Origin of the sequence: Pseudoflavonifractor sp. MCC625, from assembly GCF_018784545.1 — a bacterium.
In the GTDB taxonomy this organism is placed as follows: Bacteria; Bacillota; Clostridia; order Oscillospirales; family Oscillospiraceae; genus Pseudoflavonifractor_A; species Pseudoflavonifractor_A gallinarum.
The window spans coordinates 168,648-192,093 of the sequence record NZ_WQOJ01000048.1; the positions used below are offsets into that span (position 1 = coordinate 168,648).

23 protein-coding genes are annotated in these 23,446 nt (G+C 62.3%); 7 read left to right on the forward strand and 16 right to left on the reverse strand.

What is annotated here, in order from left to right; genetic code table 11:
* Positions 1-14 precede the first annotated feature (14 nt).
* The 4 genes from GPK94_RS15155 to GPK94_RS15170 form a co-directional block, all read right to left on the reverse strand.
* The gene (locus GPK94_RS15155) at positions 15-1,472 is read right to left on the reverse strand and encodes a M20/M25/M40 family metallo-hydrolase (RefSeq protein ID WP_215656188.1); all 1,458 of its coding nucleotides are present in this window, start codon (positions 1,470-1,472) and stop codon (positions 15-17) included.
* 31 nt (positions 1,473-1,503) lie between these two features.
* Positions 1,504-2,064 carry a sporulation protein gene (locus tag GPK94_RS15160; RefSeq protein WP_215656189.1) on the reverse strand — a complete coding sequence of 187 codons (561 nt, stop codon included), beginning with the start codon at positions 2,062-2,064 and terminating at the stop codon, positions 1,504-1,506.
* Between the two features lie 61 nt (positions 2,065-2,125).
* Entirely contained in the window at positions 2,126-2,947 is an 822-nt protein-coding gene (locus GPK94_RS15165) for a MerR family transcriptional regulator (protein ID WP_215656190.1), read from the reverse strand.
* A complete protein-coding gene (locus tag GPK94_RS15170) occupies positions 2,944-3,360 on the reverse strand; it encodes a hypothetical protein (protein ID WP_215656191.1) in 417 nt (138 codons plus the stop codon). The genes GPK94_RS15165 and GPK94_RS15170 overlap by 4 nt, the downstream gene beginning before the upstream one ends.
* Positions 3,361-3,467: 107 nt before the next feature.
* On the opposite strand from GPK94_RS15170, the gene GPK94_RS15175 reads away from it, so the two are divergent.
* Entirely contained in the window at positions 3,468-4,091 is a 624-nt protein-coding gene (locus GPK94_RS15175; protein WP_215656192.1) for a GNAT family N-acetyltransferase, read from the forward strand.
* Positions 4,092-4,187: 96 nt separating this feature from the next.
* Here GPK94_RS15175 and GPK94_RS15180 read toward each other — a convergent pair whose 3' ends face one another.
* Positions 4,188-5,954: an ABC transporter ATP-binding protein gene (locus tag GPK94_RS15180; protein ID WP_101692498.1), complete on the reverse strand. Its 1,767-nt coding sequence runs from the start codon at positions 5,952-5,954 to the stop codon at positions 4,188-4,190.
* Positions 5,955-6,110: 156 nt separating this feature from the next.
* Between GPK94_RS15180 and GPK94_RS15185 the strand changes: the two genes are divergently transcribed.
* Entirely contained in the window at positions 6,111-7,049 is a 939-nt protein-coding gene (locus GPK94_RS15185) for an AEC family transporter (protein WP_215656193.1), read from the forward strand.
* A gap of 56 nt (positions 7,050-7,105) precedes the next feature.
* On the opposite strand, the gene GPK94_RS15190 is transcribed toward GPK94_RS15185, so the two are convergent.
* A complete protein-coding gene (locus GPK94_RS15190) occupies positions 7,106-7,393 on the reverse strand; it encodes a DUF1294 domain-containing protein (RefSeq protein WP_101692500.1) in 288 nt (95 codons plus the stop codon).
* Positions 7,394-7,530: 137 nt separating this feature from the next.
* Between GPK94_RS15190 and GPK94_RS15195 the strand changes: the two genes are divergently transcribed.
* Positions 7,531-8,616: an S-layer homology domain-containing protein gene (locus GPK94_RS15195; RefSeq protein ID WP_215656194.1), complete on the forward strand. Its 1,086-nt coding sequence runs from the start codon at positions 7,531-7,533 to the stop codon at positions 8,614-8,616.
* 143 nt (positions 8,617-8,759) lie between these two features.
* Here the strand turns inward: GPK94_RS15195 and GPK94_RS15200 are convergent, their stop codons facing one another.
* The 8 genes from GPK94_RS15200 to GPK94_RS15235 form a co-directional block, all read right to left on the reverse strand.
* Entirely contained in the window at positions 8,760-10,625 is a 1,866-nt protein-coding gene (locus tag GPK94_RS15200; protein ID WP_215656195.1) for a DEAD/DEAH box helicase, read from the reverse strand.
* A gap of 175 nt (positions 10,626-10,800) precedes the next feature.
* Entirely contained in the window at positions 10,801-11,490 is a 690-nt protein-coding gene (locus GPK94_RS15205; RefSeq protein ID WP_215656196.1) for a methenyltetrahydromethanopterin cyclohydrolase, read from the reverse strand.
* A 15-nt stretch (positions 11,491-11,505) separates the two neighbouring features.
* Positions 11,506-12,468, reverse strand: coding sequence for a methenyltetrahydromethanopterin cyclohydrolase (locus GPK94_RS15210; RefSeq protein WP_215656197.1), 963 nt, complete (start codon positions 12,466-12,468; stop codon positions 11,506-11,508).
* A 209-nt stretch (positions 12,469-12,677) separates the two neighbouring features.
* On the reverse strand, positions 12,678-13,430 hold the full coding sequence (locus GPK94_RS15215) for a GntR family transcriptional regulator (RefSeq protein WP_215656198.1): 753 nt from the start codon (positions 13,428-13,430) through the stop codon (positions 12,678-12,680).
* A gap of 17 nt (positions 13,431-13,447) precedes the next feature.
* The gene (locus GPK94_RS15220) at positions 13,448-13,951 is read right to left on the reverse strand and encodes a shikimate kinase (protein ID WP_215656199.1); all 504 of its coding nucleotides are present in this window, start codon (positions 13,949-13,951) and stop codon (positions 13,448-13,450) included.
* 19 nt (positions 13,952-13,970) lie between these two features.
* Entirely contained in the window at positions 13,971-15,356 is a 1,386-nt protein-coding gene (locus GPK94_RS15225; RefSeq protein WP_215656200.1) for an MATE family efflux transporter, read from the reverse strand.
* Between the two features lie 5 nt (positions 15,357-15,361).
* The gene (locus tag GPK94_RS15230; RefSeq protein ID WP_101692510.1) at positions 15,362-15,946 is read right to left on the reverse strand and encodes an HD domain-containing protein; all 585 of its coding nucleotides are present in this window, start codon (positions 15,944-15,946) and stop codon (positions 15,362-15,364) included.
* 143 nt (positions 15,947-16,089) lie between these two features.
* Positions 16,090-16,932: a DegV family protein gene (locus GPK94_RS15235; RefSeq protein WP_215656201.1), complete on the reverse strand. Its 843-nt coding sequence runs from the start codon at positions 16,930-16,932 to the stop codon at positions 16,090-16,092.
* Positions 16,933-17,217: 285 nt separating this feature from the next.
* Between GPK94_RS15235 and GPK94_RS15240 the strand changes: the two genes are divergently transcribed.
* From GPK94_RS15240 to GPK94_RS15255, 4 genes are all read left to right on the forward strand, one after another.
* The gene (locus GPK94_RS15240) at positions 17,218-18,393 is read left to right on the forward strand and encodes a stage II sporulation protein P (RefSeq protein ID WP_215656202.1); all 1,176 of its coding nucleotides are present in this window, start codon (positions 17,218-17,220) and stop codon (positions 18,391-18,393) included.
* A gap of 90 nt (positions 18,394-18,483) precedes the next feature.
* Positions 18,484-19,662 (forward strand): sporulation integral membrane protein YtvI, encoded by a 1,179-nt coding sequence (gene ytvI, locus GPK94_RS15245; RefSeq protein ID WP_180956820.1) that lies wholly within the window; start codon positions 18,484-18,486, stop codon positions 19,660-19,662.
* 79 nt (positions 19,663-19,741) lie between these two features.
* A complete protein-coding gene (locus GPK94_RS15250; RefSeq protein WP_101692514.1) occupies positions 19,742-21,109 on the forward strand; it encodes a trypsin-like peptidase domain-containing protein in 1,368 nt (455 codons plus the stop codon).
* 307 nt (positions 21,110-21,416) lie between these two features.
* Positions 21,417-21,923, forward strand: coding sequence for a CarD family transcriptional regulator (locus tag GPK94_RS15255; RefSeq protein ID WP_101692515.1), 507 nt, complete (start codon positions 21,417-21,419; stop codon positions 21,921-21,923).
* Between the two features lie 62 nt (positions 21,924-21,985).
* Here the strand turns inward: GPK94_RS15255 and GPK94_RS15260 are convergent, their stop codons facing one another.
* Positions 21,986-23,224 (reverse strand): uroporphyrinogen decarboxylase family protein, encoded by a 1,239-nt coding sequence (locus GPK94_RS15260; protein ID WP_215656203.1) that lies wholly within the window; start codon positions 23,222-23,224, stop codon positions 21,986-21,988.
* A gap of 12 nt (positions 23,225-23,236) precedes the next feature.
* A complete protein-coding gene (locus GPK94_RS15265; RefSeq protein WP_186963250.1) occupies positions 23,237-23,446 on the reverse strand; it encodes a DUF896 domain-containing protein in 210 nt (69 codons plus the stop codon).

Here is a 23,446-nt window from a genome sequence, read left to right on the forward strand (position 1 = left end):
TTATCGTGTTTGTTTTAAATCCCGGCCAGCACACCGGCCAGAGTGACGGCATAATCGGGCAGGGTATCCAGAGGGGCCCGCTCATCCACCGAATGGGCGTCCAGGATGTCGGGACCCGCGCTCACCATCACCATACCGGGGGCCTTTTCTCCCAGGACGGAAGGCTCCAGCCCCACATGGACGGCGGTCACTTCCATTTTCCGCCCCACGGCCTCCTGATAGCTCTGACAGAGCACCTGGATCAGGCGGCTCTGGGGATCGCCCGGCCAGCCGGGGTAGTAGGAGACCTCCCGCAGGGCAAAGCCCGCCTGGGCCGCCGCCGCGTCGTGCATGGGGAAGAGGATCGCTTCCTCCTCCCGCCGGGCGCAGCGGATGAAGGCCAGCACTGCCGCTTCCTCCCCCCGGAGCTGGACGGCCGCCACATTGGCCGATGCCCCCACCACATTCGGAAAGGCCGGGTGCATGGCGTATACCCCGTGGAAGAGCCCCGCGGCCAGGCCGCACACCGCCCGGACGGTCTCGTCGCTCCACACCTGCTCCGGACAGGGCACAGGCTCTACTTCCACCCGGGCATGGGGGTCGCTTTTGCCGTAACGCCGGGTAATCTCCGCCCTCAGGGCGGCTACCCGGTCCTGCAAAAGCCCCTCCTGTCCGGACGGAAGGACCAGCACCGCCTGGGCCGAGGCGGGAATGGCGTTGTGGGCCGAGCCGCCGGAGAACTCGGCTACCTCCCAGTCCGCCGCCCGATCCTGGAGGAAGGACGCCAGGGTCTGCACCGCGTTGAGCCGTCCCCGGTGGATGTCGTCCCCCGAGTGGCCACCGGTGCCGCCGGTCAGAGCAATGTGCCAGCCCTCCGTCCCGGTGGCCGCTCGCCGATCCAGGGTACGGACATAGGTCTCCCGCCGGCCCCCGGCCGAACCGGCAATGGCCCGGCCGAAGTGGAACCCATCCGTGTTCAATAGGCCGTAGGCCCCCGCCAGCCAGCTGGGGTCCACCTGGGCCGCCCCCTTGAGGCCCACCTCCTCACTGACCGTGAACAGGAGGCGCAGGGGGCCGTGCTCCACGCCCTGCGCCAGCAGGTAGAGGACCACGGCGTTCCCCAAATTATTGTCCGCCCCCAGGGTGGAATTGCCGTCGGTGCGCACAAAGCCGTCCCGCACCACCACCCGGGGCGGGTCTCTGCGGGGATCAAACCCGCTGCCCGGGCGGACGGTGCACACCATGTCCATGTGTCCCTGGAGGATGAGAAGGGGAGACTCCTCCCGGCCGGGCGTGGCGGGTACGTCCGCCATCACGTTCCCCGCCCGGTCCCGGACGGGGGAGAGGCCCAGTCCCTCCAGCCGCTCCACCAGATAGCGGCTCTCCGCCTCCTCCTGTCCGGACCCGTGGGGCCGGGCGGAGAGGCCCTGAAATTCCTTCAAAATACCCGCAATGACGGCCTCCCGGCCGCCCAAGTACTCCAATCTTGTCATATGTAACCGTCCTTTCTATGGTCCCCCTGCCTCAGAGCAGGACTTCCCAGGCGCCCAGCAGCACCAGCAGGCCGCCCGAGAGGGGAAGGGCATACCGCCCCAGCAGCCGCTCCGCCGCACCGCAGCCCAGCCGGTGTCCCAGGGGAAGGGCCACCAGTGTCACCAGAAAATTGCTTCCCGCCGCCGCCAGGGTGGGGATCCCGGCCGCGCCGGCTGCCACGCCCGCACCCGCGTTGTTTACCGCTAGCGCGGCCGCCAGCGAGACCCAACCCGCCAGCCCGGGCGACGACGGCTCTTCTTCCGCCGTCTCGGTGCGCCCCCGCAGGTAATCCAGTAAAAACCAGCATCCAATGCCCACCAGGGCCAGCCCGCCCAGCACTTCCGCCGTCTCCGGGGGGAGCACTGCGGTGGCCGCGTTCCCCAGCAGCAGCGAGAAGGCTGTGATGAGGGTAGTCACTCCCGCCAGCACCAGCGAGGGCCCGGGCGAGATGGAGAGCCCGCGCCCCCCATAGGCTGCCGCCAGCAGCACCGTGTCCAAATTACAGGCCAGCGCAAAACAAATCGCGCCGGTCAACGCCGTCCATAGCTTCATATCGAGCCTCCTTTTCCCCCATCCTATGGAAGGTTGGGGAAAAGGGTGCTCTGTTGTTCTCTTAATGCGGCTCCACCCGAAATTCCACCTGGGTCAGATACTCGTTCATGGAGCGGATGACCATTTCATTGATCCCCGTCTCATAGGCCCATCCCACCGGACGCAGCCCCCGCTTGGCGGCAAAGTCAAACATGCGGGCATAGGTGTCGGGCAGACCCGACCAGTCTCCCAGGCACCACCCCCGCAAATACTGCCCGGTAGGCCGGATGGTGCACCCCTTCCGACAGGCCGAGATCTCTGTAAAAAAGGCATCGTAGCCGTCAAAATCGCCGGTCATGACCCGGTCCAGCCTGATGCGGGTGCCATAGCTTCCCCGGTTATAAAGCCGGTGCTTTCCGGTACGCTCCAGATGGCGCTGAAGCTCCACCACGGCCTCACTGTCACTCATTCCCCGGATAGACCCGCTCAGCAGCAGCCAGCTCCGGGGGTGCTCCACCAGCTCCACCCGGTCGGGGTCCACTCCCTGGCAGCGCGCCAGCAGGATTTCTTTTTCCCGCAAAAGCTCCTTGATCTCCCGCAGGCGGCGGATGGATCCCTCGATTTCCCGCTCCTGCCGCCGGAGAAGCGCCTGCAATGCTGGGACACTCCGCTCTTTCAAATACCGGCCCACTTCCTCCAGGGGCATATCCAGCTCCCGCAGGGTGAGCAGCAGCTCCAGGGTGGCACTCTGGGCCGCAGTGTAGTAGCGATAGCCATTTTCCCCCTTTTCCGCAGGAGAAAAGATCCCAGCTGTATCATAGTAATGCAGGGTCCTGGGGTTGATTCGGTGTATACGGGCAAATTCTCCCGTGGTAAAGCGGGCCGCCTCAAGCTCTGACATCATGGTGTGTCCTCCCGGTCCTCCTGGGAGCGGAGCAGCCGCAGGGAAAAGTTCCCCTTATAACTGTTCCCCTCGAGCCGGACGATCAGGTCCTTTTTTCCACACACATCCACACAAAAAGAGGCATCCCCCAGTTCCGTCCAGCAGTAGAGCACGGTTCCGTCCCGTTCCCGCAATTCCAGGTCCAAATTTCCGGCCTGCGTCTTTACCTGGACCGCCAGCACATCATAGCCCCCCGCGGCCGGCCGGAAGCGGCGCCACAACAGCCCAGAAAAATAAGAATACCGCCCTGTCCATCGGTCCCGCCAGCCCCAGCAGCCGCCTACGCACAGAGAGGCACCGCCGCTCAGGACACCGATCCGCCAGAGCACCAGCAGCACTGCGGCGACCACCCCAATGCTCAGCACCCATTCCATTCCATTTCCTCCCCCTTGACTTTACACCTTCTGTAAGGTCTATCATCGGATCTGTTCCATAGGCTTTATGATACCCTGTACCGCACCAAACCGCAAGGAGGAAGCCCATGCCTACCATTCTTTTTCGCCCCCTCCGCCAGGAGGACTATCCCGCTCTGGAGGACATCATCCGCACCACCTGGAACTATGACCGCCTCGCGCCTCATCCCGCTGCCGCCCAGCGGATGGCGCGGCTCTACCTGCAAAACTGCCTGCTGTGCCACACCTTTTCGCAGGTGGCCGTCCAGGACGGTATCCCGGTTGGGATCATCCTGGCCAGGCACGGCCGGGCACGGGGGCTGCGCCTCTCCCACCGTCTGGCCGTTCTGCGGGACAGCCTGGCCCTTCTCGCCTCCCCGCAAGGCCGGGCCATGGCACGTATTTTTGCCCGGGTAGAGGAGACCGACCGCGCCCTCCTGGAGGACGCGGGGGATCGGTTTGACAGCGAGCTGGTCTTCTTTGCCGTAGCACAGGACCAGCGGGGAACGGGCACGGGGAAGGCCCTTCTGAACGCCGCCCTCTCCTACCTGCGGAAGCAGGGAGGGAAGGCCCTCTATCTCTTCACCGATACCAGCTGCAATTTTGGTTTTTATGAGCATTTTGGCTTTGTACGCCAGGCAGAGCGCGTTTTGGACTTCCGCCCCGCCTTCCCCCATTCTCTCCGGATGTTTCTGTATGCGCACTCTCTGTAACCCGTCCCGATGACAGAGAAAATGCCGGAGCCGCACGGAAAATCCGTGCGGCTCCGGCCGTTTTTCTATGGATTTTACCCCAGGGAAGCGGCCGGTTTACTCGGCCGCCACCGCCCGCTGGGCCTCATAGAGGGCGGCATACCGGCCACCCCGGGCCAGCAGCTCCTCATGGGTGCCCTCCTCGGCGATGCCGCAGCCGTCGATGACCAGAATACGGTTGGCGCTGCGGATGGTGGAGAGGCGGTGGGCGATGATGAGGGTGGTGCGCCCCTTGGCCAGCTCGTCAAAGGCCGACTGGATGCGGTGCTCCGTGACACTGTCCAGGGCGGACGTGGCCTCATCCAGAATCAAGATGGGGGGATTTTTCAGGAAGATGCGGGCGATGGAGATACGCTGCTTCTGTCCGCCCGAGAGCATGACGCCACGCTCACCCACATAGGTGTTGAGGCCGTCGGGCATCTCCAGAATGTCCTCATAGATTTCAGCCCGGCGGGCGGCCTCGATGACCTCCTCCTCGGTGGCGTCGGGCCGTCCGTAGCGGATATTGTCGTAGATGGTCCCCGCAAAGAGGAACACATCCTGTTGTACGATGCCGATGTTCTCCCGCAGGGAGCGCTGCTGAAGCTCGCGCACGTCCCGGCCGTCCAGGAGGATGCGCCCCTCAGTCACGTCATAGAAGCGGGGGATGAGCTGGCACAGGGTGGACTTTCCGCCGCCGGAGGGGCCCACCACCGCCACGGTCTCCCCGGGATGGACGTGGAGGGAGACTCCCTCCAGCACGGCGGGGGAGGTGCTCTCGTAGCGGAAGGTGACGTCCTCCACCCGGATGTCGCCCGCCACCGGGGCGGAGGCACCCAGCTCCACCGCGTCGGGGGCATCCTGGATCTCAGGCTCCAGCCGCATGAGGTCCACAAAGCGCTTGAATCCGGCGGTGCCCTGCATGAGCATCTCCATAAAGGCAGACAGCTTGCGGATGGGGCTGATGAAGGTGGTCACATAGAGGGAGAAGGTGGTCAGTGTAATGAAATCCATCTCCCCCTGCATGATGAGGATGCCGCCGTAGGCGATGACCAGCACCGGCAGGATGCCCATGGCAAACTCCATTCCGGAGAAATAGATGGCCATCGTGCGGTAATAGCCCCGCTTTGCGTTGCGGTAGCGGTCGTTGGCCGCCTCAAACTTGGCCCGCTCAGTGTCCTCATTGGCAAAGGCCTTGGCGGTGCGCATACCCGAGATACAGGACTCCACCTCGCCGTTGATGCCTGCCAGCTTCTGCTTGACCTGGGTGGAGGAGCGCATCATCCGCTTGCGCTGGAACACGGAGAACAGCAGGAAGACCGGCACCACCACAAAGACGGCCAACGCCAGCTTCCACTGCATGTTCAGCATAACCACAAAGGCCCCCAGCAGGGTCACGGCCGAGATGAACATATCCTCGGGGCCGTGGTGGGCCAGCTCGGCGATCTCAAAGAGATCGCCGGTGACCCGGCTCATCAGGTGGCCGGTGCGGTTCTTGTCATAGAAGGAAAAGGAGAGGGTCTGCATATGGGCAAAGAGGTCCCGGCGGATGTCGGCCTCAATACGCACGCCCATCAGGTGGCCCCAATAGGTGACGATAAAGCTTAGCCCGGCCTTGAGCACATAGGCCAGGATGAGGATGGCCATAACGGCAAAAAAGGTGGCGAACAGCCGGTCGGGCAGCAGGGTCTGCATGGCCCAGCGGGATACCTGGGGGAAGGACAGATCCACCGCGGCAATGCCCAGGGCACAGATCATATCCAGCAGGAAGAGGGCCATATGGGGCCTGTAATAGGACGCGAACAGGCTCAGATACCCCCGTTCCCGGAATGCTTTGGGTGACATGATATTCCTCCTCATTCTCAATTAAATCGAAATCAGTATAGGACAAGGGGGGATATTTTGTCAATTTTGAGTGGACTTTTTATTTACAAATGCTGGTCCAAAACAGTATAATAAAATTTGCGTGAATTTTTAGGTATCTCATAGGAGGAGATCTGCTTGAGCAGCTTTTTTCAAAATCTGTTGATCGTTATTGGACAGGTGGGGACGCTTTTTCTGCTGATGAGCGTTGGCTATCTGCTGGCCAAACTGGGAAAGCTTACCCCCGAGGCGCTGCCCCAGCTCTCATTCCTTTTGCTGTATGTAGTGACGCCCTGTATCATCATTGACTCCCTCCAGGTGGAATATGACCCGGCGCTGCTGCACGATATGGTCTTTTCCTTTGGTCTGGTCATCCTCAGTTATCTGGTCCTGACGCTGCTCTGCCAGTGCTTTTTCCGCCGGCAGGACTTGGACCGCCGGGACACCCTCCGTTTTGCTGTCATCTTTGGCAACACCGGCTTTATGGGCTTCCCCCTCATGTCCGCCATCCTGGGGGACGGAAGCCTGGTGTACTCCATGCCGGTCTTTGTGGCCTTCAACCTGCTGGTGTGGACCTACGGCGTCTATCTTATGGGCGGCCCCAGCCGCTTCTCGGTGAAAAAGGTCCTGCTCAGCCCGCCCATTCTGGGCATTCTCATTGCGCTGCCCCTCTTCTTCGCGGAGATCCGCCTGCCCTCCCCGGTGGGCAATACCATCGGCTATCTGGCCGATCTGAACACCCCTCTGGCCATGCTGGTCATCGGCGCTCAGATGGCGGCCGCCGACCTGCCCGCCACCTTCCGCAACACCCGGCTCTACCTGGGCGCCGTCATCAAGCTGGTGGTGGCTCCCGTCCTGACGGCCCTGATCCTGCTGCCCTTCCACCTCAACCCCATCAGCTTTGTGGCCGTGGTGATCCTGTCCGGTGTGCCCACGGCCGGCGTCACGGCCATGTTTGCCGAGCAGTTTGACCGTGACACCGAGAGCGCGGCTCAGATTGTCACCCTCTCCACCCTCCTCTCCATCATTACCCTTCCGGTCGTGGCGGTCGTGGCGGAGCGGATCGCCGGTCTCTAAAGCCCAGCCCCAGAACCACATAAAAAAAGCGGGTCTGCATCAGCAGACCCGCTTTTTTACCCGCCGCCGGGGAGGGGGCGTCCCAGTGCCAGCCAGAGGGCCAGTCCTCCCTGGAGTATCAGGATGGCAGGGAGTCCGTAACGAAAGTACCAGTGCTTGGTCTTGTGCCGGAAGACCTGCATCCCCACGATCCCGCCCAGGGCGCCCCCCAGAAGGGCCAGGAGGAAAAAGGTCCGCTCCCGCACCCGCCACTCGCCCCGCCGGGCCCGCCGTTTATCCCAGCCCATCAGGGCAAATTCCACCAGATTGACTAACACCAGGGCGGCCAGTACTGCGCGCCACATAGGCATTCCTCCTTTGGCCGACAGTATACCCGCTTTTTTCTCCCCGGTCAATTCCGTATTGGGGGGAACTTTTTCCCCGCCCCGCCGTCTAATGGGGCAGAACACATTCTGACACACTCTCTAGGAGGCGTTTTATCATGGCTCACACCCTGTTCCGCCGTCTGGCCCCTCTGGGCCTGGCGCTCACCCTCGCCGTCCCCGCGCTGGCCGCCGGGATGGACGCCTTTGTCCCGGACGGGACCTATCCGGGCTTTTCCGACGTATCCGCCGGGGCCTGGTATGCCGCCGACGTGGAGCAGGCCGTGAAACTGGGCCTGATGAAGGGCAAGGGGGACGGCCGCTTTGATCCCCAGGGCCAGCTCTCCGCTGCCGAGGCCATCACCATGGCCGCCCAGGTCCATTCCGCCTACACCGGGCAGAGCTTTACCCCCGGCGGCTCTCCCTGGTATGAGAATGCGGTGGACTACGCCGAGGAAAACGGCCTCATCCTGCGCAAGGAGTTCTCCGATTACAGTGCGCCCATCACACGCTCGGATATGGCAGGTATCTTTGCCTACGCCTTGCCGGTGGAGGAGCTCCCCCGGATCAACCGGGTGGCCTCCATCCCCGATGTGACCTCCTCCACCGCCCACGCCGGGGCCATTTATCTCCTCTATAACGCCGGGGTACTGGCCGGAACGGGGGATGGCACCTTCTCCCCGGATGCCCCCATTGACCGCTCCAGCGCCGCTGCTATCCTCAACCGTCTGGCCCTGCCGGAGAGCCGGGTGACCTCCGCCCTGGACACCCCCGTCGACGGGACCACCGTGGAAAATACCGACGGCGCCTTCCGCCTCACCTTCGGCGCGGGGAACTGGGAAGAGGTCCAGCAGGACGGAGCTGCCGGTCTCACCTTCACCGACCAGAATGGCACGCTGAAGGCCCTCTCCTTTGCCAAATCCGGCCAGAATGCCGCCACGCTGGCTGACTTCTCGGTCTCCCGGCTCACCGCGCTGCGGGACGCCCTGGGCGGTGTGGAGCTGCTGGAGCAGCCCGACGTCATCCTCTTCCGGGGTCTGCCCGCTGTATTCTATCGTTATCAGGAGGGAACGACTGTGTACACCGTGTTTTCCGTGGAAAACTCCAATTCCTATGTAGAGCTCACCCTGGCCGCCCCGGCCGGGTCGGAGGACGCCTATCCCGCCCTGCTCCACACCGCTTACACGCTGGATCTGGCGCTGTAAAAGTCCGCTTAGGGCTTGTTATGAAATAGCGTTTTAAAAAACCGTTGCCGGGAACTGTGTAATATCAGTTCCCGGCAACGGTTTTCATATACCTATTTTCAATTGAGAGATCGAAAACGCTATCCCCTTGCGGCAGGCCTTTTTTAGTCGTCGCTCAGATAGTAGGGCTTCATGAGGCTGGAGGAGAGCTCGGTGGAGTCCTTCACCCCATCGGTGCGCAGCTCCACCTCACGGGGACGGCCGGGGCCCTTGCCGCGGCCATTGCGCTTCTTTTTCCCGCCGCCCAGCACATCCAGGGCCTTGGCCGGCATGCTCTTCTTCTGGGCGGGGCGGGCCTGCTTCTCCTCCTTGGGAGAGTGGGACGGACGCTTCTCCTGCCCGTTCTCCTCTCCCGCGGGGCGGGGGGACTTGCTCCGGCGGGCTGGACGCTCCTTGCGGGGCTGCTCCTTGCTCTGGAACATCCGGGGCCGGGGGGCCAGCAGACGGGCGGTGGCGTCCATAATGACATCTCCGGCCAGGGGATCGGTATGGTGGAACTCCTCCTCCCGGCGATTCCCGCTCTCCCGGACAGGACGGGCGGGCGCGGTGGCGGTGAGCGCCTCCTCCAGAGTAGCGCTGGCACGGTAGCCGCGGGCACGCTTCTTCCGGGCCGGAGTCTGCTCCTCCGAAACCGTCGGGGCGGGACGCTCTCCCTTCTTTTTGGGGGCAGGAGCGGGCTCTGCCGCCTGGGCCTTCTGGGCGGCCTTGGCCTTGCGCTCTTCGGCGGCGGCCTTGTTGGCCGCGTCCCGGGCACGGCGGCGCTCCTTGGCGGCCGCCCGGGCCTCGGCATCCTCCGGATTCACCGGGCGCCCCTTCTTGTCCCGGGGCAGAGGCTCAAAGACCTCCATGGGCCAGGGGTGATCCTCCACTACCGGGATGGAGCGGCCCATGAGCTTTTCGATGCCCTTGAGCTCATCCTTCTCATTGATGTCGCAGAAGGAGACGGCGGTGCCGCCGTGACCGGCCCGGCCGGTACGGCCGATGCGGTGGACATAGGTCTCGGGCACATCGGGGAGGTTGTAGTTGAACACGTGGGAGAGCTCCTCGATGTCCAGGCCCCGGGCAGCGATGTCGGTGGCCACCAGCACCTTGACCCGGCCGCTCTTGAAGTCGGAGAGGGCCTGCTGCCGGGCAGTCTGGCTCTTGTTGCCGTGGATGGCGGCGGCGGTGATGCCGCTCTTCTGGAGATCTCCGGCCACTTTGTTGGCCCCATGCTTGGTACGGGTAAAGACCAGGGCGTTCTTCACATTGCCCGCCATGAGCAGGGAGGAGAGGAGTTTGGTCTTATTGCCCCGGTCCACATAGTAGAGCTTCTGGTCGATGACCTCCACCGGGGAGGAGACCGGGTCCACCGCTACCCGGGCCGGGTCGTGAAGGAGGGAGTCCACCAGCTCGGTGATCTCAGCGGGCATGGTGGCCGAGAAGAAGAGGGTCTGTTTGCGCGGGGGAAGCCACTTGAGGATCTTCTTCACATCGTGGATAAAGCCCATATCCAGCATCCGGTCGGCCTCATCTAGGACAAAGATCTCCAGGCCGGAGAAGTCCAGCAGCTTCTGCTGGTAGAGATCGGCCAGACGGCCGGGTGTGGCCACCAGGATGTCCACACCCTTGCGCAGCCGCTCCACCTGGGGAGCTTGGCCAACGCCGCCGAAGATCACGGTGGAGCGCAGCTTCAGATGCTTGCCGTAGGCCTCAAAGCTCTCCTGGATCTGGAGCGCCAGCTCCCGGGTGGGGGTGAGGATCAGGGCACGGATGGGCCGGCCCTGGACAGGCTGGGCGCTGAGCCGCTGGAGGATAGGGGTGGCAAAGGCGCAGGTCTTGCCGGTGCCGGTCTGGGCGCAGCCCAGTACGTCCCGCCCGGTGAGGGCCGGCGGGATGGCCTTTTCCTGGATGGGGGAGGGGCGCTCATACCCCAGTTCGGCCAGGGCCCCCAGGATGGGCTCGATGAGGCCGAGTTCACGGAATGTCATGTGTCTCGAAATCCTTTGCAATTTATTCTCTCCAGAGCGCTGTGCTGCCCCGGTACGCACCTGCGCCCGCCGGACAAGACCAGCGGGCGCAGATGTGGAAAGTCTATGATTCAGTATATCATATTTCTTTGGAAATACAAGTGGATTTCCCCGAATGCGGGCCCTGGATATACGTTTAAACGGCCCCGGTTCCGGACGAAGCGCCGTAGGTCTTTCCGTCCTCCAGGCAGTGCAGGCGCAGGCGGAAATCCCCCCAATTCCGGGCCAGTGTCTCCAGGTCGGCGCGCGCGCTCCGGACCCAGATGCTGCACACCCCGTGGGCGGCGATGGCGGCGCGGTGGGCGGCACGGACCGCCTCCCCGTCCAGAGAGGGGAGCACCACCGGGCAGCAGCTCCAGCCCCACAGGATCTCCTCCTGGGGCACGCCCTGCTCCAGGAGATAGGATACCGCCCGGGGCACTGCCGCGGCGGCTTCCACCACCACGGCGCACAGGCTGGCCGGAGCAGCCAGCACCACATTGCCCCGCGCTCCGCCGGCGCTCTCCCCATAGGCCAGTGCCCAGGCGCCGTCCGCCTCCTGCAGGCCCACCAGCCCCTCACGGGAGGTAAAGCTCTCCGAGGCCAGCACCGGGTCGTCGCACAGGATCTCCACGGTGGGGACCTGCTCCTCGCCCAACCTCTGCTGGGACACGTTTACGATGGCTTTCCCGCCATACAGTCCCTCGGTCAGAGTCCGGGCCGAACTCCATCCGCCGGGGACCTCCTTCCCGGCGTCCAGAACGCTGCCCTCCAGGCGGCAGTGGTTGGCGGGGCTGTTCTCACACAGCGCGGCAAAGGCGGCGCTGGCACACTCCAAGCTGGTCATATTCGTCACCTCACATCAGATTCCGAGAAAGCTCCGCTCCAGCGTGTCATAACCCAGACGGCCGGAGGAGAAGGCATGTCCCGTGCGGAGATTGTGGAAATTGATCTTGCAGGGGGCGTCCCAGTCCCGGGGGACATGGGCCCAGTTGTGCCCGCTGCGGGCAAAGAGCTCCTCAAAGGAGACGCCGTAGATGTCCTGGTTCTTGTCAAAGGTCAGATCAGGGAGGATGCGCTCAATCTCCTCATCGGTGCAGTCCACCCAGAGATTGGTCTCCTGCCCGTAGATCAGGCAGTCGTTGACCCGGCCGTAGGCCACATACTCGTCGGCCACCGCGCCGAAGATGGGGGCGCTCCCCGAGGCCTGCACCACACAGTCCGTATTAAAGCCCCGGTCCAGCAGGGTGGGGAAGGTCTGCTCCACGTTGCGGGCACAGACCTGTACCGCTCCAGCCAGGGTCCCGGTCCGGGCGGCCAGCAGATAGAGGCCCGAGGGATCAATGCCGATCTCCCCGGCCAGCTGGGTGGTCATCTCCTCTCCAGGCAGTTCTGTGGTCTGGAGATGGGCTACCGCCCGGGCGGTACAGGGGTCCCGGTAGGGCGTGGCGCGGGCATAGGCGTCCATGCCCCCAATGGCCCGGAAGGGGCCGGAGAAAGTGGTGCGCACTCCATGGTAGTTCATCACATAGATGGCGTCGTGGCAGGAGAGCTCGGCCACCGCGGGGCGGTCCACCGTAATGGTGGCGGCGGGGACCAGATGCTCCCCGATCCACATGGTGGTAAAGTCCAGCCGGCCCAGACCGCCCAGGCAGCTCTCGGTAAAGAGCTTGCCCGCACGCCAGCCCGCCTTTTCCTCCACGCCCATGTCGATGACCGTGGCGCCGTTGGCCAGGGTGTAGGCCCGCACCTGGAGCTGTTCCTGGTGGGGAAGGATCCCCTCCTCCACCATGGCCAGGGCCCGTTGATTGATGGAAAAATCCAAATGAAAACCTCCTTTTTAATCCGGGGTCCTTTTGGTTCTTCTATTAGTAGTATTATTCTACTATCGAGATAGTACCACACCTTTCCGTTGTTATCAATAGCAAATTATCTTATTTTAAAATTGAATTTGTATAGTTTGTCTATTCCATGTCAAAAAAGGACCGCGCCCCCTGCTTCCAGGGAACGCGGTCTTCCTGATTCCAATTTGATTTACCAGCCCTTGCGCAGCACCTTGAGGGGCAGATACCCCTTGCGGTAATAGGATACCGCATGGCACACGATCTCCAGATCCCGGGAGTAGACAATGTCGTCCATCACCAGGAAGAGCTCTTCCGGTCCCACATGGAAGAGCTCCTGCAGGGCCTCGTCCGCCTGCATTACGTCGAAGGTGGACATGCTGTATGCCACCGACACACCGCAGCACTCCTTGAGGAAGAAAAAGCAGTTTTCCTCCCGCAGAACCTCAAACTGCTCCCGGTGTCCGGCGGCGATCTTGCCCTCTACATGGTCATTGGCAAAGGCCACCGGGGTGTCGTCGGCATAAAAGAGCTTTCCCACCTCCAGATAGGAGTCGGAGTTCTGCTCCAGCCCGGAGTCCTTGTCCTCCACAAAGCGCAGGGAAGTCACCTCATACCGGGGCTGACACCCCATTCGGGTGATCATCCGGATCAGACCCGGGTCGGTATCCATCCGGCACTCCCGGGCCACTTTGGGATTGGCCAGGGTCCCCTTGCTGCGCTGACGGGTGACCAGCCCCATCTCCTCCAGCGAGGCCAATACATCCCGCAGCGCATTGCGGCTCACGCCCAGACGCTGGGCCAGCTGATCTTCACTGGGCAGCTTGAAGGGCTGGTCTGTTTCGTAGCTGCGGATGAAGTCAATGAGCGCCAACTTGGTCTTATAGGACAATTCCGCACTGTCCACCGGCGAAATGTGCAGTCCCTTCCGTGTACGCTCTTCCATATGGCTCCTCCTTTCGCTCACGCGCAGCCGATCAGGGCCTGAAGCACCGCGGCCAGGGTCTCCTCCAGGGAACCTTTATCACCGTCCACAATGATGTCGGCGTATTTCTCATACAGCGGGGCGCGGTACTCGTAGATGTCCCGCAGTGTCTCCCCCGGCTGGAATGCGATCCCCCGGGAGCCCATGTTGTGGATGCGCTCCTCCAGCACCTCGCAGGGGATGCGCAGATAGATCACCTTGCCTAAGCTCTTCAGGTGCTCGATCCCCCGGGCCCGGCAGATGACACTCCCACCCGGGGCGATGACGGTGCGCTCACAGTCCACCGAGCAGATGGCATCGGCCTCCAGATCCAGAAATTCCTCTGTGCCGTGGGCGTCAAGCACCTCCTGGAGCAGCGCGCCCTCCCGCTTTTGAATGAGCAGGTCGGTGTCCAGGAAATCAAAGCCCAGGGTCTTGGCCAGCAGCACCCCCACGGTGCTCTTCCCCGAGCCGGGCATACCGATCAGCGTGATGTTGTTCATGGCAGGAAATCCTCCTTTTTTATACCGTCTTGGGTCCGTGGGTCTCCTGGGCCCGGCGGCGCAGGATGCGGGGGAAGCGCCACAGGAAGATGAGACCCGTGGTGGTGGCAGCCAGCACGTCGGCGGCGGGTTCCGCCACAAAGACGCCCAGCACCTTATCCGTAAAGAAGTTGGGCAGGATAAAGATCAGGGGAATGAGCAGGATGATTTTGCGCAGCAGAGCCAGGAAGAGGGAGACCTTGGCCTCTCCCAGAGCCACAAAGGTCTGCTGGCAGGAGAACTGGATGCCCAGCATGAACATACCGGCGGCATACACCCGCAGAGTCCACACCGCGATGCTCACCAGCTCTGGCTCGTCGTTGAAGATGGATACAAAGACCTGGGGGAAGAGCTCGATGGCGCCCCAGGCCGCCGTGCTGAAGGCCAGCGAGGAGAAGAAGAGCAGGCGGAAGGTCTTTTTCACCCGGTCGATCTGTCCCGCGCCGTAGTTAAAGCCCACAATGGGCTGGGCCCCCTGGGAGAGCCCCTGGAAGAGCATGCTGAAAATCTGCATGATGCTGGAGCAGATGGTCATGGCGCCCACGGCAGGGTCCCCGCCGAAGGCCTTGAGGGAGGAGTTGAAGGAGATGTTCACCAGACTCTCGGTGGACTGCATGATGAAAGGGGAGACCCCCACCGCCAGCACCGGGGCCAGCACCCGGCCATCCAGGCGGAAGTAGCGGCGCTGGAAGCGCAGCCGGGTCCGCTTTCCGCTGAGGAAGCGCAGCACCCACACCGCCGAGACGGCCTGGGCGGTAATAGTGGCCAGGGCCGCGCCCTGTACACCCATCCCGAATCCAAAGATAAAAATGGGGTCCAGTACGATGTTGGTGACCGCTCCGATGAGGACCGTGGCCATGGAGACGGTGGAAAATCCCTGGGAGGTGATGAAAAAGTTCAATCCCAGGGAGATCTCCACAAAAATGGTGCCCCACAGGTAGATGGTGAGGTAGTCCGAGGCGTAGCTCAGGGTATTCTCCGTGGCTCCGAAGAGGAGGAGCATGGGTTCCCGCACCACCTGGAAGCCCACCGTTACCAGGATGGAGAGCAGGACCAGCAGGGCGGTACAGCTGCCCAGGATGGCGTTTGCCTCCTCCATCTTGCCCTCTCCCATGCGTACCACCGCCCGGGAGCCGCCGCCCATACCCACCAGTGCGGAGATGGCCGAGACGAACATGATAACCGGGAAGCAGATGCCCAGTCCTGTGAGGGCCAGGTCACCCACCCCCTCAATGTGGCCGATGTACATCCGGTCCACGATGTTGTACAGGGCGTTGACCAGCTGGGCCGTCACTGCCGGCACGGCCAGACGCACCAGCAGCGGGCCGATGGGATCTCTGCCCAGATCGTTTTCACGCTTTGCCACAGGAATTACGCCTCCTCATTTTCCAGGAAATACGTGGCCTCCATATCGGCCACGCTCAGGGCAAAGGCCAGGGGGTACTGCTGGAGGGCCTGCCCCACCAGCCGGGCATCCTCTCCGCCCGAAAATCCCATGTGCCAGCGGATGGCCATGGCCTCCTCCCGGGTGAGACGCATAAAGCCGCTGAGAATATAGACCGACTTCTCCCCGTGTCCATAGGGCAGGTTATCCTCGTAGAAGAAGGTGGGGACCGCCTGCCACTTGCCGTCGGGTCCCTTGACGTTTCGGGTGCCCGTCTTATAGCAGCCGATCTTGCACACGTCGTGGAGCAGGGCGGCGATGGCGATGCTCTCCTCCCCGTACTCCAGACCGTAGAGCTCCTTGACCCGCTCCCGCTCCAGATACTCCCGCAGGCAGTGATACACGTTCACGCTGTGGTCACACAGGCCGCCCACATAGGCCCCGTGGAATTTGGCCGACGCAGGGGAGGTGAAAAAGTCGCTCTTATTCTGAAGATAATCCAGCAGGGCCTCGCTGCCCTCCCGGTGGATATGTGTGGTGAAGAGTTCGATGAATTCCTCCCGTGCACTCATATTGGTTCCTCCTTTGGGACGCAAAGATGGGCCATAAAGCGGCCATATGAAAGATATTATAGCACAGTTTTCCCCATCTGTCATTTGCGGACAAAAGCGGATGGCCTTCCCAGGGCGGGAAGGCCATCCGCTGTGTTTCTCTCTTACTTCCGGACAAAATAGGCAATGCCGGTGGCGCCGGGGCCGGCGTGGGTGCCCACCACGGCGCCGATGTCACTGGGGAGCACAGTCATCCCCTGGGTCTCCGCGGCAAAATAGGCCATGCAGTCGGCCATGGCCTGGGGCGCATTGGAGTGGCCGAAGGCCACCGGCAGCGTGGTGTCAATGGGCTCCTTCTCCTCCATCCACTTACGGATGAACTGGAAGCCCGCCTTTCTGCCCCGGCATTTGCCCACCGAGATGACCAGGCCGTCCTCAATGGTGATGATGGGACTGATGCCCAGCAGGCCGCCCACCACAGCGGTGGCGCCCGAGATCCGCCCGCCCATCTTCAGGTACTTGAGGGTGTCCACTACGGCCAGGAGCCGCACCCGTCCGGCCAGCTCCTCCACCTGTCCCTTCAGCTCGGACAGGGAGAGCCCCTTGTCCCGGAGCAGACAGGCGGCCTCCACCAGAAGGCCCATGCCGAAGGTGACGGTCTGGGCGTCCACCACGGCGATGTTGCTCTCGTCCACGATGCCCCGGGCGATCATGGCAGACTGGTAGGTGCCCGACATGGCGCTGGAGATCAGAATGGCCAGCACCTGATCCCCGTTTTCGGTCAGCCGCTCAAAGGTCTGGATAAAGGTCTCGGGGGGGATCTGGGCGGTGGTGGGCAGGGTGTCCACCTGCTCCAGCCGGGCATAAAATTCCTCTTTTGTGATCTCCACGCCGTCCTGGAAGGCCTCTTCGCCAAAGAGGACCGTGAGGGGGAGAATCTCCACCCCCAGCTCCGCCGCGCGGGCAGGGGAGAGGTCGCTGGTACTGTCCGTCAAAATCCGTATCATCTTCCAAACTTCCTTTCAAACACACGATCAAAGCCGGGGAACCATACCGGGTATCCCCCTCCGCAGAGGGCTGTCCCCTGGAAAAATGCCTGTTTTCTTGCCCATCGCGCCCGGGTAAGCCGGTAAACGGGGCAAACTGGTCCGCCTTATTATATCGGAAAGCGTCCAAATGTCAAGGCGCAGGGCATCCGGAAGCTTTTTCCCGGACAGGCATATCCCTCTGCCCGGGCGCATATGCTTGACCAACCATTTCGTCCCCCCACCGAAGAGAAAGGATGATATCTCATGCGTACACACAGCCGCATTCTGTGGTCCCGCCTGTTCCGGCGCTGCGCCGCCTTCTTTCTGGCCACCCTGGCGGTATGGGCCCTCCTGGCCGGGACAGGCTGGGGGCTGGCCGCCGGGAGTCTGGACGCCCTCACCTCCAGTCCGCTCTTTGTCTCCGCCGCCCTCCAGGCCGAGCTGGGGAATGTGGAGACTGGAACCACGATGGACGAGCTGGACTTCTGGCAGCGTCTGGTGGTGGATCAGTCGGCGCTGCTGCGCCAGGGCGCGGGGATCGACGACACCGATCCCCTGGCCGCTCAGCCCACCCCTTCCGCCGCGCCCGCGCCCTCTGCCACACCCCCCCTGGAGGAGGAAGAGCCACCCGCAGTCACCGCCGCACCCGGGGACATTGTGGAGCGCACCCTGGTCCCCACCAGCACCGACGGATATGCCTACGCCGACGGCCTGTATCTCTATAACCGGACCAACCTGTCCGTTGATCTGGCTGCGGCCGCCTCCGCCCCCATCAAAGCCCAGCTTCCCCAGGAGGGTCCCCAAATCCTCATCATACATACCCATGCCACCGAGGCCTACACTCCGGACGGCAGCGACGTCTACACCCCCAGTGACCAGAATTCCCGTACCCTGGACGAAAACTACAATATGATCCGGGTGGGAAATGAGATGGAGCGGGTCTTTACCGAAATGGGCCTTTCCGTGCTCCACGACAAGGGCGTCTATGACTATCCCGCCTACAATGGGGCCTATTCCCGCTCGGGGGCCGCCATCCAGAACTATCTCGCCCAGTATCCCTCCATCCAGCTGGTGCTGGACGTCCACCGGGACGCTCTGGTGGGAAGCGACAACACGGTGTACAAGGCCGTGACCAAGGTGGACGGCGTCAAGACCGCTCAGGTCATGCTGGTGCTGGGCAGCGGCTCCACTCACCCCAACTGGATGGAAAATCTGGCCCTTGCCGCCCGCATCCAGCGGAGCATGGACACCCTCTATCCCACGCTGGCCCGTCCCATGACCCTGCGCAGCTCGGTCTACAACCAAAATCTGACTCCCGGCTCCCTGTTGGTGGAGGTGGGTACCCATGGCAATACCTTGCAAGAGGCCCTCAATGGCGCCCGCTGCTTTGCCCGGGCCGCAGGCCAGGTCTTTCTGAATCTCACTCCCTCCGGCAGCTGACGCAAAAAAATTTACAGATTCCTCCCCTTTCTTCGCCGAATCCATGCTATACTGCTCTCATATACACCAACAGAAATGGGAGGTCTTTCCATGGAAGATCAGGAACTCTCCTGGCGGGAGCGGGGCCGGCTCTGGATGCGCCTTGGCATCCGGCTATTGCTCACCCTGCTTGTACTGGCCGCGCTGGCCCTGGCAGGGCCGGCCCTGCTGTCCCTCTTTATGCCCTTTGTACTGGCCTTTGTGGTGGCCTGGCTCCTCAATCCCCTGGTGCGGGGAATCCAGCGGCGGCTGGGGATCTCCCGTAAATTTCTCTCCCTGGTACTCATTCTTCTGATCCTGGCGGTGGCGGGGGGAGTACTGGTGGCCTTTATCTGGAACATCGCCCAGGAGATTATCTCCCTCTATGAGGACTGGAGCTCCATCTCCACCGCGCTTCAGGAGGCGCTCTCCTCTCTGGATCACGCCTTCTCCCGCTTTATGTCCCTGATTCCGGCCGATATCCGTACCGCCAGCGATGCCTATCTGGAGAGCCTCTTTACCTGGCTCCAGGGAGCTGTGACCACCGCCCTGGGCAGCTCGGCGGCCTATGCCACCCGGATCGCCAAGCAGGTCCCCTCCTTTGCAGTGGGCACCGTGGTCTTTTTGATGGGCTCCTATTACCTGACGGCCGACTATCCCCACATCCGCTATCTGGTCTCCAAGCGCTTTACCGGCCGTTCCCGCCACTTTTTGCAGGAGGTGCGGCAGGCCGCCCTCTCCGCCTTCGGCGGCTATGTGAAGGCCGAGTTCATCCTCTCGGTGGGGGTCTTTTTCATCCTGCTGGCGGGCTTTACCATCATTGGACAGCCCTATACGCTGCTGCTGGCCTTTCTTCTGGCCATTATGGACTTTATCCCCATCATCGGCGCGGGCACCGTCATGGTGCCCTGGGCGGTGGTGGACCTGGCCCTGGGGAATCTCCGGGAGTCCATTGAGCTCATGGTAATCTGGGGCCTGATCGCGCTCTTCCGCCGGGTAGGAGAGCCCAAGGTGGTGGGCGATCAGACCGGGCTTCCCCCCGTGGTCTCCCTGATCAGCATCTATGTGGGCATGCAGCTGGCCGGCGTGCTGGGGATGATCCTGGGCCCGGTGGTCTGTATGGTGGTACTCAACATCTGCCGGCTGGGGATTTTTAACCCCGTGCTGGAGGACATCCGCCTGGCAGCCGCTGATCTCTCCGCCTTTTTGAAGCACCGTCCAGGCGGGGATACGAATTCAAAAAACGTGTAAAGTTTCTTCACGCTTTGGACATATTTTGTGGGTATCCTAAGAGCAGTTCAAGAGAGAACCCTCAAAAGGAGCGAGTGTTATGTTTGACAATCAGGAATTTCGTCCCCAGTCCGATGGACCGGATACCAATCCCATAGAGACCACCCAGTTCCACGTACACAGCGACCCCTGGGATACCGGCTCCCAGCCCCCCAAGCCGCCCCGCAAGAAAGGCGGCATGGCCGGCAAAGTCGTGGCCCTCGGCCTGTGCTGCGCCCTGGTCGGCGGTCTGGTGGGCGGCGGAAGCGCCTGGTACATCTCCCGCTCTTCCAACAATACCGTCCTCTATGAGGGCGGGAATCACCCCACCGTCAATGTAGATACCACCAGCGTCAAGTCGGGCGAGGCCATGACCCCCGCCCAGCTCTATGCCGCCAATGTGGATGCCTGTGTGGGTATCACCACTGAGGTCAACACCAATGTCTACGGCTATGTGGTGCAGGGCGCCGCCGCCGGTTCCGGCTTCGTGATCTCCTCGGACGGCTATATCGTCACCAACTACCACGTCATCAAGGACGCCACCTCCATCAAGGTCGCCTTTGTGGACGGCCAGACCTATGACGCCAAGCTGGTGGGCGGCGAGGCCGAGAACGATGTGGCCGTGCTCAAGATCGAGGCCACCGGCCTCCACGCGCTCACCCTGGGCGATTCCGACTCCCTGGTGGTGGGTGAGCCGGTCTACACCATCGGCAACCCCCTGGGTGAGCTGACCTGGTCCCTCACCGACGGCCTGGTCTCGGCCAAGGACCGCTCGGTCACCACCAGCGAGGGGCAGACCATGAATATGCTCCAGACCAACACCGCCATCAACTCCGGTAACTCCGGCGGCCCCCTCTTCAACGCCTACGGAGAAGTGGTGGGCATCACCTCCGCTAAGCTCTCCAGCAACGGCGACTCCTCGGAGGCCAGCATCGAGGGTCTGGGCTTTGCGATCCCCATCAATGACGTGCGCAGCATGATCACCGACATCATTGAGCACGGCTATGTCACCGGAAAGCCCAATGTGGGCATCCTGATGACCGATGTGCCCGACTACGCCACCAAGTACGGCGTGCCCGCCGGTGCTTCGGTGGAGGCCGTCCTCGAGGGCTCCTGCGCTGAGAAGGCCGGCATCCAGAAGGGTGACATCATCTGCGCTGTGGACGGCACGGAGGTGGATTCCAGCACCGCGCTGAAGGACGCCGTGCGGGATAAAAAGGCCGGCGATACCGTCACCTTCACCATTTACCGCGACGGGGAGAAGCAGGACCTCTCCGTGGTCCTGGATGAGGACAACCAGGAGCGGCAGAACGCCCTGAGCGACCTGCAGGAAGAGCTCAGCCAGGAGAAGCTGGAGGCCTCTCAGCAGCAACAGCAGTCCCAGCAGAACAACGGCTACTACAATTGGCCCTTCGGTTTCGGCTATTGATCCAACTGGATATTTCCCCTCTTTCTCAAGTCAGGCGGTCCGGTCAAAGCAGCAGACCGGGCCGCCTGTTCTATTCTGCGGTGTCCCCTGTGCCGCATGCTTTTCCGCAGAAAAAGTTTTCTTTTTTATGATCTGTTCTATTTTTATTTCTATCTTATTTTTGTGTATATTATGCTGTATATGACTTATTTTCCGTCATTATAAAAATAAAAAGTTTTTATATTTTTATTTTTTCTTCATTTAATATAGAAAAGTATCTCCATTCTGTGGTATACTATATGATATTAATAGAAGAGGAGGCCAACTCATGTATCCCGTTGGATCGTTGCTTGTGTACGGCCGGAACGGCGTCTGCCGTGTCCGGGAGATCGCCACAAGGCCCGGCAATGGAGAGGCCCCTGAGCGGCTCTATTACACGCTCAAGCCGCTCTATACCACCGAGACCATCATCATCCCTGTGGACACCAAGGTCGCGCTGCGCCCTGTGCTGACCCGGGGACAGGCCGAGGAACTGGTGCGCAGCATTCCCTCCATCGAGACTGAGGCCATCCGCATCACCAGTCTCCCCGCTCTGTCCCGCTATTATCAGGATGCCTATCAGACCTCCGACTGTGTGGAGCTCCTCCGCCTCATCAAGAGCATTCATGAGAAAAACCGCTCGGCCACCGACAACGGGCGTAAGCCCGGCAAGCTGGATGAGCGCTATCTCCGTCTGGCTGAAGATCAGCTCTACGGTGAGCTGTGCGTCGCCCTGGATTTGGAACGGGAAGAGGTCCCGTCCTATATCCGCGAGGTGCTGGCCAGCGCCTCCTGATCCGCCGCACATGCAGAAAGCCCCGCTCTCGAAAACGAGAGCGGGGCTTTTTTGTTCCGGGCTCAATAGCGCCCATACTGGAGGGTGGTATCAAACCACGCCTCCAGATTCTCCTCTTTGTAGTGGTCCAGCACGATGGAGCAGTCCATCAGGAAGCCGCCGCCGGAGGCGCAGGTGTCCAGCAGGCGCCGGGTCTCGTCCACCACCTCGTGGGGCTTGCCGTAGAGCAGGAGGGAGGTGGGGAGGTTGCCGCAGATGCAGGCGGTGTCGCCCAGCACTGCCTTGGCCCGGGCGATGTCCACCTGCTCGAACATGTAGATGACCTTGCCCCGGGGGACCTCCCGCAGGACTTCCAGGCGGGTGTCATACTTGCCCTCGCAGAACACATAGGGGATCATGCCGCAGTCGATGATCTCCTCCATCACCCGCCGCAGGGAGGGCCAGTAGAAGGTGCGGTAATCCTCCAAACTCATGAAGTCGTCCGTGCCGCCGTGGAGGGGCATAAAGCAGTACTTGGAGCCGGTGTTCTTCAGGCGGCGCACGTTCTGCAGGGCGTACTCCGTCATGATGTCGATGGCCGCCGTCACCTTCTCCGGGATCTCATAGAGGTCCATGGGCACATTCAAAAAGCCCCGGATGTTGTCGGCCAGCATGTCATAGGGGGCGTTCTGCCCCGCCAGCGCACCCAGAGGGGTCTGACAGGCCAGGGCGGTCTCCCGCAGGAGGGCGGAGTTCCGCTGCCACTCCACCGCCTGCTCTCCGGCGAACATGAGGGTCAGAAGGGCCTGCCGGACCTCCGGATCGGCAAAGGCCGCCATGGATGCATAGTGACCGAACTCCACCACCTCGTGGAAGTTCAGCTTGGCCAGCCCCGCCAGCTTCTTGTGCTTGCGGGGAAAGACCTTGGTCATGCAGAAGTGAGAGGGGTCCCGGAGGAACTCGTCGTACTCGTCCTCCTCCATATAGGTGCCGTCTACGATCTGGAAACCCTGGTTCAGGGGCACGCCGCAGGTGGCGCCCGGCCAGCGGATGGCGGTAGTCCCTAGGGTCTCCATCATGGGGATGGGGTAGCCCGAGCCGGCCCAGAACAGGTCGCAGGGATAGGTCTGCAAAAATTTCTCCACACCAGGCCGGAGAAGACGGGCGTCGTTGAGCGCCTCATACCGGTCAATGCCGGCGGTCTGGGCGTAGGCCATGCCAATCTTAGGGGCCATGGGGACCCGGTCGCCCTCCCGCAGGGCGACGGCCGCATCCACCCGGGCGATGCGCTGTTCCAGGTTATTTTCCGTTGTCAATACCATGGGGTGCTCCTCTCAGTCGTCCTTGTGTGTGACCCGGTGCTTGGTGCCATCGGGCTCTACGATATAGGTATTCTCCAGCTGGCCCACCAGGTTGGCCCGCACCGAGGCGATATAGGCCCGGCGGAGGATGTCCCGCTCCTCCACCTCCGCGGGGGTGAGGCCCTCCGGCGTCTTCGCCTTACGGGCCAGCTCATTGATCCGGTCGATCTGCGCTTGTGTAAT

Bases quoted from the DNA above. Each gene is read 5' to 3' on its own strand.
- GPK94_RS15155 (WP_215656188.1), bottom strand. From the start codon at position 1,472: ATGACAAGATTGGAGTACTTGGGCGGCCGGGAGGCCGTCATTGCGGGT.
- GPK94_RS15160 (WP_215656189.1), bottom strand. From the start codon at position 2,064: ATGAAGCTATGGACGGCGTTGACCGGCGCGATTTGTTTTGCGCTGGCC.
- GPK94_RS15165 (WP_215656190.1), bottom strand. From the start codon at position 2,947: ATGATGTCAGAGCTTGAGGCGGCCCGCTTTACCACGGGAGAATTTGCC.
- GPK94_RS15170 (WP_215656191.1), bottom strand. From the start codon at position 3,360: ATGGAATGGGTGCTGAGCATTGGGGTGGTCGCCGCAGTGCTGCTGGTG.
- GPK94_RS15175 (WP_215656192.1), top strand. From the start codon at position 3,468: ATGCCTACCATTCTTTTTCGCCCCCTCCGCCAGGAGGACTATCCCGCT.
- GPK94_RS15180 (WP_101692498.1), bottom strand. From the start codon at position 5,954: ATGTCACCCAAAGCATTCCGGGAACGGGGGTATCTGAGCCTGTTCGCG.
- GPK94_RS15190 (WP_101692500.1), bottom strand. From the start codon at position 7,393: ATGTGGCGCGCAGTACTGGCCGCCCTGGTGTTAGTCAATCTGGTGGAA.
- GPK94_RS15195 (WP_215656194.1), top strand. From the start codon at position 7,531: ATGGCTCACACCCTGTTCCGCCGTCTGGCCCCTCTGGGCCTGGCGCTC.
- GPK94_RS15200 (WP_215656195.1), bottom strand. From the start codon at position 10,625: ATGACATTCCGTGAACTCGGCCTCATCGAGCCCATCCTGGGGGCCCTG.
- GPK94_RS15205 (WP_215656196.1), bottom strand. From the start codon at position 11,490: ATGACCAGCTTGGAGTGTGCCAGCGCCGCCTTTGCCGCGCTGTGTGAG.
- GPK94_RS15215 (WP_215656198.1), bottom strand. From the start codon at position 13,430: ATGGAAGAGCGTACACGGAAGGGACTGCACATTTCGCCGGTGGACAGT.
- GPK94_RS15220 (WP_215656199.1), bottom strand. From the start codon at position 13,951: ATGAACAACATCACGCTGATCGGTATGCCCGGCTCGGGGAAGAGCACC.
- GPK94_RS15230 (WP_101692510.1), bottom strand. From the start codon at position 15,946: ATGAGTGCACGGGAGGAATTCATCGAACTCTTCACCACACATATCCAC.
- GPK94_RS15235 (WP_215656201.1), bottom strand. From the start codon at position 16,932: ATGATACGGATTTTGACGGACAGTACCAGCGACCTCTCCCCTGCCCGC.
- GPK94_RS15240 (WP_215656202.1), top strand. From the start codon at position 17,218: ATGCGTACACACAGCCGCATTCTGTGGTCCCGCCTGTTCCGGCGCTGC.
- ytvI (WP_180956820.1), top strand. From the start codon at position 18,484: ATGGAAGATCAGGAACTCTCCTGGCGGGAGCGGGGCCGGCTCTGGATG.
- GPK94_RS15250 (WP_101692514.1), top strand. From the start codon at position 19,742: ATGTTTGACAATCAGGAATTTCGTCCCCAGTCCGATGGACCGGATACC.
- GPK94_RS15255 (WP_101692515.1), top strand. From the start codon at position 21,417: ATGTATCCCGTTGGATCGTTGCTTGTGTACGGCCGGAACGGCGTCTGC.
- GPK94_RS15260 (WP_215656203.1), bottom strand. From the start codon at position 23,224: ATGGTATTGACAACGGAAAATAACCTGGAACAGCGCATCGCCCGGGTG.